Here is a 13,233-nt window from a genome sequence, read left to right as displayed (position 1 = left end):
CCCCTCGACATTCATCTCTGGAGATTTCATCACCATGTCCATCCGTATTCGACCCATTCATTCCTTGCAGGCGGGCCTGCTCGCGGCCGGCCTGCAGCTCGTGATCCCGGCCTGCGACGGCGCCCTCGACGTCGCGGTCGACATCAACGTCAGCACCGCCGGCGGCGCCTGCGGCGACGGCGAGCTCCGACCCGGCGAGCAATGCGACCTCGGTCCGGCCAACGGCCCCGGTCAGGCGTGCCTCGCCGACTGTCAGCTCAACATCTGCGGCGACGGTGACCTCGGCCCCGGCGAGCAGTGCGACGACGGCGACGACAACGGCCCCGACGCCCCCTGCACCCCTCAATGCACGCACGCCGCTTGTGGCGACGGCTTCGCCGGCCCCGGCGAGGCCTGCGACGACGGCAACGCGCTCGACACCGATCTGTGCACCTCCGCCTGCGCGCCTGCGGCCTGCGGCGACGGCCACCACCAGCCGGCCGCCGGCGAGCAATGCGACGACGGCCCCGCCAACGGCCCCAACGCGGCCTGCCGCACCGACTGCACCACCAACGTCTGCGGCGACGGCGACATCGGCCCGGGCGAGGCGTGCGACAACGGCCCGAGCAACGCCGACGACGCCGCCTGCAACTCGAACTGCGCTTTCAACGTGTGCGGCGACGGCCACGTCGGTCCGATGGAGGGCTGCGACGACGGCAACGCCGTCGACCTCGACGCCTGCAGCAACGCCTGCGTCGCGGCCACCTGCGGCGACGGCGTGGTCCAGGCCAGCGAGGCCTGCGACGACGGCAATCCGATCGACACCGACGCCTGCACCACCGCCTGCACCGCCGCGGCCTGCGGCGACGGTCACCTGCAACCCGGCGAGGCCTGCGACGACGGCCCGGGGAACAGCGACGGCGGCGACTGCACCCTCGCCTGCGCGCTCGCGACCTGCGGCGACGGCCTCTTGCACGATCAGGGCGGCGGCGGCGAGCAATGCGACGAGGGCCCGGCGAACGGCCCCGGTCACGCCTGCCGCACCGATTGCGCGCACAACGTCTGCGGCGACGGCGACCTCGGCCCCGGCGAGGCCTGCGACGACGGTGACCTCGTCGGCGGCGACGGCTGCACCGCGACCTGCACGCTCGAGGCGTGCGGCAACGGCATCGTCGATCCCGGCGAGCCGTGCGACGACGGGGCCGACGGCGACCAGGACGACGGCTGCACCGACGAATGCACCGTGCCCGCGTGCGGCGACGGTCACGTGCAGGCCAGCCTCGGCGAACAGTGCGACGCCGGCGTCGGCAACAGCGACGGCGGCGCCTGCACGCTGAGCTGCGAGCACGCCGTGTGCGGCGACGGCCTCGTGTGGCTCGCCGAGGAGCAGTGCGATCAGGGCGCGAACAACGGCGCCGACAAGCCGTGCAAACTCGACTGCACCGGGGCGCTCTGCGGCGACGGCGTCGTCGGCCCCGGTGAGGCCTGCGACGACGGCGACGAGGACGACGACGACGAGTGTACCAGCGCGTGCAAGGCCATGACCTGCGGCGACGGCGTCGTCCAGGTCGGCGAGCAGTGCGACGACGGCCCGGCCAACGACAACGCCGGCGCCTGCACCCTCACCTGCTTGCAGGCCAGCTGCGGCGACGGCTTCGTCCAGGCCGGCGAGCAATGCGACGACGGCGACGACGACGACAGCGACGCCTGCGTCGCCTGCCAGGCGGCCGCCTGCGGCGACGACGCGCTGTGGGTCGGCCACGAGCAGTGCGACGACGGCAACACCGTCAGCGGCGACGGCTGCAGCGACGACTGCACCGTGCCCAAGCGCGTGTTCATCACCGGCATCGGCTACACCGGCAACCTGGGCGGAATCGCCGGCGCCAAGGCCAAGTGCCAGGCCCGCGCCGACCTGGCAGGCCTCGGCGGCGTCTGGGACGCCTATCTCGCGTCTTCGGTGAGCGCCCCCGCCAACCGCTTCGCCCACTCCGCCACCGGCTACCAGCGCCTCGACGGTACCATCGTGGCCGACGACTGGAACGACCTCGTCGACGGGTCCATCGACGCGACGATCAGCGTCAACGAATTCGGCGGCCACGTCGGCATCGAATGGGTGTGGACCGGCGCCGGCGCGATGCTGGACAACTGGTGGTACACGACTTGCAACGATTGGTCCATCAGCGACCAGATCACCAATGGTCGGGTCGGCCAGACCTATTTGCTCGACGCCCAGTGGAGCCTTCATTCCAACCAGATCCTCTCGTGCAGCGAGCCCCGCCGCCTGTACTGCTTCGAGCAGTGACCCGTCCGCGCGACCCCAATACATCCCAGGAGACTTTGACATGAAGAACCACACCATCCTTCGTACTCTCGGCATTCGCGCGGCCCTGTTCACCGGCGCCCTGCTGCTCGCGGCCGCCGGCTGCGACGCCGACGTCGCCGTCGACCTCGACGTCGACCCACCGAACCTCGGCGGCGGCGGCGGCAGCCTCGGCGTCTGCGGCGACGGCCAGCTCGGCCTCGGCGAGCAGTGCGATCACGGCCCGAACAACGGCCCCGGCCAGCTCTGCCGCAGCAACTGCCAGCTCAACGTGTGCGGCGACCTCGAGCTCGGCCCCGGCGAGGAGTGCGACCAGGGCTCCGCCAACGGCGACCACAAGCCCTGCACCTCGCAGTGCCTGCACGCCGTCTGCGGCGACGGCCTGGTCGGTCCGGGCGAGGCCTGCGACGACGCCAACACCGTCGACGGCGACGCCTGCACCAACGCCTGCGTCCTCGCCTCGTGCGGCGACGGCATCGCCCAGCCGCCCGAGACCTGCGACGACGCCAACACCGTCGACGACGACGCCTGCCGCAACACCTGCAAGGCGGCCAGCTGCGGCGACGGCGTGCTGCAGACCGTCGTCGGCGAGCAGTGCGACCTCGGCCCGAACAACGGCCCCGCCGCGGCCTGTCGCGCCAATTGCCTGCTCAACGTCTGCGGCGACGGCGACCTCGGCCCCGGCGAGCAGTGCGACAACGGGGCGAACAACGGCGACCACGCCGGCTGCAAGCTCGACTGCACGATCAACGTCTGCGGCGACGGCCACGCCGGGCCCATGGAGGGCTGCGACGACGGCAACGCGGTGAACGACGACGGCTGCACCAATACGTGCGCCGTCCCGACCTGCGGCGACGGCATCGTCCAGGCCACCGAGGCGTGCGACGACGGCAATCCGATCGACACCGACGCCTGCACCTCCGCCTGCACCGCCGCGGCCTGCGGCGACGGCTTCCTGCAGGCCGGCGAGGCCTGCGACGCCGGCGCGGGCAACAGCGACGGCGGCGACTGCACGCTGGGCTGCGCGCTCGCGGTGTGCGGCGACGGCCTCGTCCACGATCAGGGCAGCGGCGACGAGGCCTGCGACAACGGCCCGAACAACGGCCCGAACAACGGCTGCCTCGCCGGTTGCCAGCTCAACGTGTGCGGCGACGGCAAGCTCGGCCCCGCCGAGGGCTGCGACGACGCCAACCTGATCGCAGGCGACGGCTGCAGCTCCGTATGCACGCTCGAGACGTGCGGCAGCGGGGTCGTCGATCCCGGCGAGCAGTGCGACGACGGCGTCGATCACGACCAGGACGACGGCTGCACCGATCTGTGCCGCCCCCCTGTGCGGCGACGGCTTCACCCAGCCGAGCCTCGGCGAGCAGTGCGACCACAACGTCGCCAACAGCGACGGCGGCGCCTGCACCCTGAGCTGCCAGCAGAACGTGTGCGGCGACGGCCTGCGGTGGGTCGGCGTCGAGCAGTGCGACGGCGGGGCGGACAACGGCGAGGACAAGCCCTGCAAGCCCGACTGCACCGGGGCCATCTGCGGCGACGGCTTCGTCGGCCCGGGCGAGGCTTGCGACGACGCCAACCTCGTCAACGAGGACGGCTGCACCAACGCGTGCAAGCTGCCGACCTGCGGCGACGGCTTCGTCCAGGCCGGCGAGCAGTGCGACGCGGGCGCCGGCAACGACAACACCGGCAGCTGCACCCTCGCGTGCAAGGTGTCGGCCTGCGGCGACGGCTTCGTCCAGGCCGGCGAGGGCTGCGACGACGGCAACCTCGTGCAGACCGACGACTGCCCGAACCACTGCCAGTTGCCCGTCTGCGGCGACGGCTACGCGTGGGCCGGCCACGAGCTGTGCGACGACGGCAACGCCACCCAGGGCGACGGCTGCTTCGAATGCCTGCCCGCCAAGCGAGCGTTCGTCACCAGCACCACGTACGACGGCAACCTCGGCGGCCTCGCAGGCGCCGCGGCCAAGTGCCAGACGCGGGCCGACGCGGCCGGCCTCGGCGGCACCTGGGACGTATGGCTCAGCACCGACGCCAGCTCCCCGTCGACGCGCTTCCTGCCGTCCCTGCCCGGCTATCGACGCATCGACAACGTCATCGTCGCCAACACCCTCGCCGACCTGACCGACGGGACGATCGACATCGCCATCAGCGTGACCGAGCTCGGCACCACGCCCAGCGCCTCGGACGTGTGGACCGGCTCCGGCCCGAACGGCCAGGCCACCACCGCCACCTGCACCAACTGGACGACCAACAGTTCGGCGGTCACCGGCGAGTACGGCCGCAGCAACGGGTCCAATGCCGTGTGGAGCGACAACGGCAACCCTGCGACCTGCAACGGGCTCCGCCGCCTGTACTGCTTCGAGTTGTAGTCGCGACGAGAGCCCGCGAGTCGCAGGACTCGCGGGCTTCGATCGGCGCCGCGAGCGCGCTATCTACGCAAAATTCCCGATGGACACCGTCCCGATGCAATAACTGGTTCAGGGTGATGGCATACGACGTGCCCGCTCGCCTGCCGTGGGACCCCGGAACGAACGCGTTCCTCGTCTCGGTGCGCGGCGACTCGGCCGCGGAGATCGCGGCGCTGTGGGACAAGCTCGCCGAGGGAGCGACCGTGGCGCAGCCGTTCGCGCCGTCGGGCTGGACGCCCCTCTACGGCATGCTCAAGGACCGCTTCGGCGTCACCTGGGTCCTGGACGTGGCGACCGAGTCCAAGGCGCCCTGACCCGCCCCATCACTTGCCGCGGGCCTTCAGCGCCTCGGCGAGGCCCGGCACGTGCTCCGCGCCGACCTTGACCTCCAAGGTCGCGCCATTCTTGAAATCGTCGCCGATCGGCTGATAGGAGCCGCCGAGGCAGCGGGCGAGGAACGCCTCGGTGACCGCGTTGAACGAGATCTCGTTGGCGGGCCGCTGGAAGCCGTGGCCCTCGTCGGGATACAGCACGTAGGTCACCGGCAGGCCCTTGGCCTGCATCGCTGCGACGATCTGGTCCGACTCGGCCTGCTTGACCCGCGGGTCGTTCGCGCCCTGGCCGATCAGCAGCGGGCGCTCGATCTCGTCGACCCGGTGCAGCGGCGAGCGCTCGTGCAGCAGCGCGCGGCCCTCCTCCGTGCCGATGTCGCCGACGCGGGCGGCGAACCGCGCCGCCTTGGCGGCCCAGTACGGCGGCACGCTCCGCAGCAGCGTCTCGAGGTTCGAGGGGCCGACGACGTCGACGCCGCAGGCGAACGCGTCCGGCGTGAAGGTCAGGCCGACGAGCGTCGCGTAGCCGCCGTAGCTGGCGCCCATGATCGCCACGCGGGCGGGGTCGCTGATCTTCCTGGCGTTGGCCCAGGCGACCGCGTCGAGCAGGTCGTCGTGCATCTTGCCGGCCCACTCGTGATCGCCGGCGTTCAGGTGGCGCTTGGTGGAGCCGGTCGAGCCGCGGAAGTTGACGCTCATCACCGCGTAGCCGCGGCTGGCGAGCCATTGATGCAAGGGGTCGAAGCCCCACTCGTCGCGGTACCACGGGCCGCCGTGGACCAGCAGGACCAGCGGGACGGGCGCGCTCGGCGTGCCGTCGCCGTCGGGATCGGCGGCCGCCGGCAAGGTGTAGAAGCTGACCAGCTCGAGCCCGTCGCGCGCGGGGATGACGACCGGGTGCATCGCGCGGAGGTCGAGCGCGGCGAGCTCGGCGTCGGCGACGAACAGCAGGTCGGCCCGGCGGGTCGTGCGGTCGTAGCGGTAGTAGCGATTCGGGCCGGTGTCGAGGCGGTAGGCGACGATCCACTGGCGGCCGTCGAGCGTCTGGCTGGTGACCGTGAAGTCGCCGCCATGGACCTCGCGCAGCGCCGCGAGGTCGGCCTCGACCGCCGGGTCGAGCGCCTGCCACCGCTGCCGCGTATGCGTGAAGGTGACCGCGAGCGGGCGATGGGTCCGGGGCTCGGTGAGGACGAATTCGACGCCGGTCTTCGCGTCCTCGGCGAGCACTTTCTGCGCGCCGGTGCGGACGTCGCGGGCGACCAGCGCCGCGGTCTCGCGGTCGCGGCTGTCGAGCAGGTACAGCGTCCGGCCGCTCGCGTCGACGCCGATCGGGCTGGTCGTCATTCCGTCGGCGAGGTCGATGGCGAGCACCCGCTGCCAGTCCTTGCCCTTCGGCGCGAGCAGCTCGCTGCTGCCGTCGGCGAGCTCGCGCATGGCGAAGCGAAGCTCGTACTGATCGTCGGCGATGTAGCGGGCGATCCGCTGGTCGTTGCGGTGGACCAGGGTGCGCGCGCCGGTCCGCACGTCGACGCGGTAGAGGTCGTGCCAGGCCGGATCGCGGTCGTTCATGCCGACCAGGATCTCGCGCGGCCGACGCGGGCTGATCTCGACGATCTGCGCGCGCACGCCGGCGTGCGGGCTGAGGTCCCGCGACTCGCCGGTCGCCGGGTCGACCGCGTACAGGTGCCAGTTCTCGTCGCCGCCCCGGTCCTGCAGGTAGAGCACGCGATCGCCGTCGGCGCTCCACTCGGCCTCGTAGATGCCGCGAAGACGGTCCTGGGTGATCGGTCTGGCCGCGTCCGGCTGATCGGCGGGGCCGACCCAGACGTTGAGCACGCCGTCGACCGGCGCGAGGTACAGGAGCCGCGCGCCGTCGGGGCTGAGCTGCGGGGCCTCGCGGTCGGGGTTGCCGAACAGCACCGCGCGCGGGATGAGCGTCGGGTCGGCCCGCCCGGCCGGAGCCGCAGCGGCGGGGGCGACCGCCGGCGCCTCTGCGGGCCCGCTCGCGGAGGCGCCGGGGCGCAGCGCGCAGGCGAAGGCGGTCAGGGCGAACGAGGTGAGCAGGAGTCGGGGGCGGGCGAGCATCGGTGGACCGCGCCGGCGCGCCGGCGAGGATGCTTGGACCCGAGGTCGGCGACGCGCGGTTTCAGGTCGGCGCCCGCGGCCGCAGAACCTCGCTCGCGCGGCGAGTCCGCTCGCCGCGCGATGGGCCGACGGTCCCGGCAGTCGCTCACGGCCCGAACAGCTCCGCGAGCGGCGGCATCGCCGTGCAGTCTTCGATGTCGAAGACCTGATTGTCGTCGTCGATCGGGCTGTCGGCGTCGTCGTTCTCGGGCAGCCCGTAGACGTGAATGCAACGGGTCGCCTGATTGAGGCTGGTGACGTTCATGAAGCCGACCGTCGTCGCCGACACCGTCGTGATGTGCGGGCCGGATCGAGTGATCCGCCCCGGCGGGTCTTCCCAGCGGTTGAGAGTGACGCGGGTCGACCACCCGGCCACCACCGTGTCGTGCAGCAGCAGCCCGTCGTCGGGCGCGAGGTTGGTGAAGAACTGGTTGCCCAGCACCGCGACGTCGCCGTACGACAGGATCCGCGTGGCGCTGAACACGTCGAGGCCGGCGCGCGCGACCGGGCTGAAGCGGACCTGGTTGCCCGTGAACAGCACCCGCCCGTCGTGCAGGGTCCACTCCGGCGAGATCGGCCGGGGCAGCGCCGGCCGCGGGAACGTGGTCATGAACTCCGGGAACGAGGTCAGCAGGATGAGCTCGCTCGATTGACCGATGTTGTGGATCTCCACACAATGGCCCGCGAACCTGCGCTCGTCGGGCGACAGGCCGACGAGCCCCTCGCTGACGAGCACGTTGCCCTCGACGAACATCGGGCCGACGCCATAGATCTGCAGCGCCCGGCCTGCCGGCTGCGCGACCACGTTGCCGCGGACGCGCGCCGCCGGCAGCCCGCTCTCGGCCTCGACCGTGAACGAACTCGGGCGCTCGCCCGGGGTGACGCGCCGGCCGACCTGCTGCAGCGCGATGCCGGCGCGATGCCCTGATTGACCGCCATCGTCGGCGACCCGCGGCCCGTTGCCGCGGATGTCGTTGTTCTCGATCACCAGGTTCTCGCCGTGCAGCACGTAGATCCCGCAGACCGGGTGGCGGTGGTCGCCGCCGTTGTTCCAGACCTTGTTGTCGTGGATCCGCAGCCGCTCGACGTCCGCGAGGACGATCCCGCCGAACGCCACCACCGCCCGCAACCCCTCGTCCGGGGCGCGCTCGCTGGGGTGCGCATAATTGTTCTCGATGACGTTGTCGGCGATGACCAGCGAGCTCACCGCGATCTGCTGCACCACCCGCCCTTCCTCCTCCGGGAAGAAGCCGAGCACCGAGATCCCCGAGCTGCCCATCTTGTGGATCCGGTTGTTGTAGATCCGCACGTCGGAGGGTCCGAGGTCGGCGAGGAGCCGAACCGACGCTTGATCGCCGGCGTCGAAATCGGACAGCCCCCCGCCGACGCCCGGGCAATCTCCGCCCGGATCCACGGCGCTGGAATTATCGGGCGGAGTCGTGGGTGGCGTGCTGGACGGCCCGCCCGCGGCGGGCACCCGCCGGACGCTGCCGAGAGTGATGCCATGACCGAGGCCTTCGCGGATCTCGCAGCGCTCGACCAGCACGTCGTGGCAAAACCCCGCGATGTGCAGGCCGCCCCAGGCCCGGCTGATCGCCGCGACCCCGGGCGGGGTGGCGATCAGGCAGTCGCGCACCACGACCTGGGCCGACGCGACGAGCAGCACGTTGGCGGCGGCGCTGAGGTCGCCGATCATCGTCAGCTCGCAGCCGAGGATCTTGAGATCGATCGCACCGATCGCGCCGACCGTGCAGAGCGGGAACGCGGCGATGTCGTCCGTGATCGCCAGGTCGTCGACCGTCGGCCGATCCTGCGTGGCGTCGCGCGAGGTCGTGACGACGAGGTCCTCGAGCGTGATCCGCGTCGAGGGCACCGGCGCCGCGCTGCCGGCCACCACCCCGCCGACGACCCCGATCCCGAACTGACCGACGGCCTCGACGGCGAAGCTCCGCGCTGGATGTCGTCGCACCGCTCGAGCGTGAAGATCGCCTTCGACAGGGTGTCGCCGGGCGGCGATCGCAGGATCGTGCGCGGACCGCAGCCCTCCACCACGATGTTGCGGCGCCCGACGACGTGGACGCGCTCCTCGTAGACGCCCGGGAGGACGCAGACCTTGCCGGGCTCGTTCGGCGGCAGGGCCAGGATCGCCTGCTGGATGCTCGTGTAGTCGCCGTGGCTGGTCGCGCCGTCGCCGACGGTGACGCTGCAGCAGCCCGACAGGCGCGTCAGCGGCCGGAAGGTGCGACGGCACGACTCCGCCGCGACCTGCAGCACTTCACCGGCGAGCGTCCAGCGGACGATCGCCAGCGGACAATAGAAGCGCCGAGGGCCGCTCGGGGCCGCGCCCGTCGACTTCAGCGCCCACGGGACGACCTCCTCGGGGGTGTTGGGGCGGGCGGCGACGATCCAGTAGTCGCCGACGATGCCGACCTGATTGAACGCGACCTTGATCCCGGTGCCGGGCAGCGCGACCGCCGGATCGTTCGGCACGAACACGGTGCCGTACGTGTCCACGCCCTCCGGCTTCGGGCCGCCCGGGTTCCACACGCGCAGGTAGAGGAACCGGTCGGCCTCGGGGATCGGACCCAGCCAGGTGAGCATGTTCGTCAGCAGGGCCGCGTCCTCGATGCTCGCCTTCAGCGTCTTGGTGCGTGGGTTGTACGAGGTGGTGACCCGCGCGAGCACGCCGCCGCCGATGTTGGCGTCGATGCGGTGATCGGCGACGCGCTCGCCGTTGGCGATCTGCGCGCCCCACGGCAAGATCTCGAGCACCTGCCCCTTCAGCGGGAACTGCTCCTGCTGCCACGGCGCCGTCATGAACTCCACCGTGACCTCGCTGCCGGTGACGCTCGCGCGGACGCGGAACAGCGGCGCCGCGTTGTCGTAGCTCCACAGGTACATGTTCGGCGCGAACAGCTGGATCCGGATCGCCTGATTCTCGTGGCCCCTGTAGCCGTTTCCGGCCGGGCTGCACAGGTCGTCCGGCGTCGGGACGGCTTCGAAGCTGACCGTGAGGCGCGCGCCGGACTTGAGCTCGCCGCTGGCCCAATCGTACGAGTGATTGAGCGCGATGAACGGGCCGACGAAGCCCTCGAAGGCCGCGGCGCAAGTGCCGGCGGTGCCCGTCGCCACCAGCACCCGGTCCATCCGCCGCATGCGATCGCTGGTGTCCAGGCCGCTCAGCGCGGCCTCGAGCAGCTCGCCGTCCTCGGTCGCGCTGACCGGCTGCTCCCAGCCGACGAGGTAGACCAGGTCGTTCCGCGGCCCGACCGGCTGGCTCGGCAGCGTCACCCCGGGGCGGTTCGATTGCAGCCAGTTGCTCTGCTTGCGGAACGTCTGCGGCGCCGTGGTCCCGGGCGAGCTCCCGATCTCGTGGCGCATCCCGCCGAGGTAGTAGGTCCCCGAGCCGATCGTGAAGTCGTAGGGCACCTTGGTGACGTTCCCGATCGAATAGCCGAGGTTGGGCGAGCCGTGGCGCCCGACGACGTCGACCACGACGAGCCGCTGGGACTCGTCGTCGAGGATCTCGCCCTCGTTGAAATCGGAGTCGAGGATCACCCGCCCCTTTTGCGAGCGAGCGCCGCTGTAGTGCTTCTCCGGCTGATAGAGATGACGAGAGATGTCTTGCGTGGCCATGAAAACCTCGGGTATCGATCGCACCGCGTCGCTGCGGCGATCACTTGAACTTCTGCTCGTCCAGCTGGGCCCGCAGGGTGATGGCCTTGCCGATCACCGACTCGAGCTTGTCGTAGTTGCCCGCCAGCGTCTTGCGGCGCTCCATCTCCGCCTCGAGCTTGGCGAGCTCCTCCTTGGGCGTCCCGCCCTTGTCGAGGTCGTCGATCCGGCGCTGGAGCGCCGCGGCCCGGCCGCGCTGCACCTGGGCGGCGCGCGTGAGGAGCTTGCGGGACAACTCGTCGGCCGCGCCGAGCGATTGATAGAATTGAAGAGCTTGCTGCTTCGGATCCATGGCGATGATCTCCTTGAGGGCGAGCGAAGGTGAAGCACTCGGCGTGGCTCACGGCGGGGCCAACGGGACGGGCTCCTCCTCCTCGTCGTCGCATGCGGTCAGGGTCTGGTTGTAGTCGACGGGGTTGCCGGCGATCGCGGGCAACACGCCGCTGATCATGACGTGGATGCAGCGGGTCGCCTGGTTGAGCGCGGTGATGTTCATGCGCGCGGCGGTGGTGGCCGAGGCCACGGTGTAGTACGGCTCCGCGACCGCGGGATCGACCCAGCGATTGTTGGCAGTCCGCGTCGACCAGGCGACGACCGTGGTGTCGTTATCGATGCTCCCCGAGGTCTCCGGGGGGAAGTCCACGAAGAACTGGTTGTCGAGCACCGCCACGTCGCCGTACGACTGGAACCGATTGACGCACTGGATCCCGCCCGTCTCGGCCCCCTCCGGGCTGTAACGCACCTGGTTGCCGGTGAAGAGGACGCGGCCGTCGGCGAACATCGGGTCGACGGGCAGCGGCTCCGCCGGGTCCCACAAGAGCGGCGGCGTCGGCAAAAAGCCGAGATCGCCGGGGATCGACGCGGAATCGATGAGCTCCGGGGACTGGCCGAGGTTGTGGATGTCGACGCAACGCCCGGTGCTGTCGTCCACGACGGGGACCCCGCGCGCCTTGGCGACGAACACGTTCCCCTCGACGAACATCGGGCCGATGCCGTGGAGCTGCAGCGCCTTGCCCATCGGATGATGCACGACGTTGCCGCGGACCCGCGCCGCGGGCATCCGCGCGTCGCCCTCGATCATGGGAGCATCCGGGAGCCCGCCCAGGCGGCGGCCCACCAGCATCAGCCCGATCCCGAAGCGATGACCCAGGAACGGGGTGTCCGTCGTCGGGCGCTTGCCGTTGCCGGTGACCCGATTGTTCTCGACGGCGACGTTCTCCCCGTGCATCAGGTAGATCCCGCAGATCGGATAAAGCGTCTCCTCGGCGCCGTTTCCGAGGATCGCGTTGTCGTGGATGCGAAGATTGTCGGAGTCGGCGAGGACGATCCCACCCACGGCCGCGTAATCCACGTGATCCGGCGACGGCGGGCCGTCGAAAGGGTACGCACAATTGCCGCGGATGACGTTGTCGGCGATCTCGACGTCGGGCGTCTCCATCGTGTCGTACGCCTCGAATTCCTCCTCCGGCGCGGCGTGGAAGCCGATGACCGAGATCCCGGAGCTGCCCATGCCGGTGATGGTGTTGCGGAGGATACGAACGTCGCGGCAGTAGGTGCCGTAGCCGACATCCACGAGCGGGCCTCCGCCTCGCGGCTCCGCGGTCTCGCGCAGGCTCGCCTTGGAGTGGTAGAGGGCGTCGTCCGCAGCGACCAGGACGAAGCGGCCCACCGGATCGAAGATGTCGAGGTCGCCCGGCACCTCGTCCCCTGCAGTGCCCGTCCCGAACGTGATCCCGTAGCCGCTGCCGCCCTCGATCCAGTTGTCCTCGACCAGGACCCGCTCACAACCGAAGCCGATCTGGACGCCGCCCCACGCGAGCCGCTTGCCGCCGTTGTTGTTGACCGTCTGGAACCGGTTGCCGCGGACCGTCGTGTCCGTGCACATGACGAGAGAGATGTTCGGCGCCCCGCTCAGGTCTCCGACCATGGTGTTGACGCAGCGACTGATGACCAGCGCCTCGACCTGAAACGCGGCGATCGTGGACATCGGGAACGGCGCCGAACCGGTGAGGGGCATCCAGAGCTCGTCCAGGGACGGATCGCCCGGCGAGCCGTTGCGCGTGCTCGTGATCGTCAGCCCCTCGAGGCGGATCCTGCGCTGGGGGGCCCGACTCAGGTAGCCGACGAGCGGGTCGGCGATTCTGACCCCGAACTGACCAGTCGCCGCGATCGTCAGGTCCTTGACGACGATGTCGTGGCTCGCGGAGATCGAGATCAGCCCGTCCACGGTCGGGCTGGTCGCCGGCGAGCTGAGGATCGTGGTCGCCCCGCAGCCTTCGATGACGAGGTGGCTGCGCCCGTGGATGACGACCCGCTCGGCGTACTCGCCCGGCAACACGCAGATCTTGGCCGGCTGGTCGACGGGGATCGAGGCCAGCGCCGCGGTGAT

General features: G+C 70.9%; 7 protein-coding genes and 2 pseudogenes. 4 read left to right on the top strand and 5 right to left on the bottom strand.

What is annotated here, in order from left to right; all coding sequences use genetic code 11:
- Nucleotides 1-34: 34 nt before the first annotated feature.
- The 4 genes and pseudogenes from OV079_RS02955 to OV079_RS02940 all read left to right on the top strand — a co-directional run.
- The gene (locus OV079_RS02955) at nt 35-2,281 is read left to right on the top strand and encodes a DUF4215 domain-containing protein (RefSeq protein WP_267766098.1); all 2,247 of its coding nucleotides are present in this window, start codon (nt 35-37) and stop codon (nt 2,279-2,281) included.
- A pseudogene (locus tag OV079_RS57135) lies at nt 2,175-3,491 on the top strand (DUF4215 domain-containing protein); the annotation flags it as partial. The gene OV079_RS02955 and the pseudogene OV079_RS57135, both read left to right, overlap by 107 nt.
- 238 nt (nt 3,492-3,729) lie before the next feature.
- A complete protein-coding gene (locus tag OV079_RS02945) occupies nt 3,730-4,674 on the top strand; it encodes a DUF4215 domain-containing protein (RefSeq protein ID WP_267766096.1) in 945 nt (314 codons plus the stop codon).
- Between the two features lie 101 nt (nt 4,675-4,775).
- Nucleotides 4,776-5,027, top strand: a pseudogene (locus OV079_RS02940) (VOC family protein); the annotation flags it as partial.
- 9 nt (nt 5,028-5,036) lie between these two features.
- Here OV079_RS02940 and OV079_RS02935 read toward each other — a convergent pair.
- The 5 genes from OV079_RS02935 to OV079_RS02915 form a co-directional block, all read right to left on the bottom strand.
- Nucleotides 5,037-7,130, bottom strand: coding sequence for a S9 family peptidase (locus OV079_RS02935; RefSeq protein ID WP_267766094.1), 2,094 nt, complete (start codon nt 7,128-7,130; stop codon nt 5,037-5,039).
- Between the two features lie 145 nt (nt 7,131-7,275).
- A complete protein-coding gene (locus OV079_RS02930; RefSeq protein WP_267778441.1) occupies nt 7,276-8,865 on the bottom strand; it encodes a right-handed parallel beta-helix repeat-containing protein in 1,590 nt (529 codons plus the stop codon).
- Between the two features lie 2 nt (nt 8,866-8,867).
- A complete protein-coding gene (locus tag OV079_RS02925; RefSeq protein ID WP_267766093.1) occupies nt 8,868-10,805 on the bottom strand; it encodes a DUF6519 domain-containing protein in 1,938 nt (645 codons plus the stop codon).
- Nucleotides 10,806-10,845: 40 nt separating this feature from the next.
- Nucleotides 10,846-11,136, bottom strand: coding sequence for a hypothetical protein (locus OV079_RS02920; protein ID WP_267766092.1), 291 nt, complete (start codon nt 11,134-11,136; stop codon nt 10,846-10,848).
- Between the two features lie 48 nt (nt 11,137-11,184).
- A complete protein-coding gene (locus OV079_RS02915) occupies nt 11,185-12,729 on the bottom strand; it encodes a right-handed parallel beta-helix repeat-containing protein (RefSeq protein ID WP_267778439.1) in 1,545 nt (514 codons plus the stop codon).
- Nucleotides 12,730-13,233: the final 504 nt, after the last annotated feature.

Origin of the sequence: Nannocystis pusilla (assembly GCF_026626665.1) — a bacterium.
Taxonomy (GTDB): domain Bacteria; phylum Myxococcota_A; class Polyangia; order Nannocystales; family Nannocystaceae; genus Nannocystis; species Nannocystis pusilla.
Note: the sequence above shows the minus strand (reverse complement) of the source record. Positions and strands in the feature narration are given on the sequence as shown.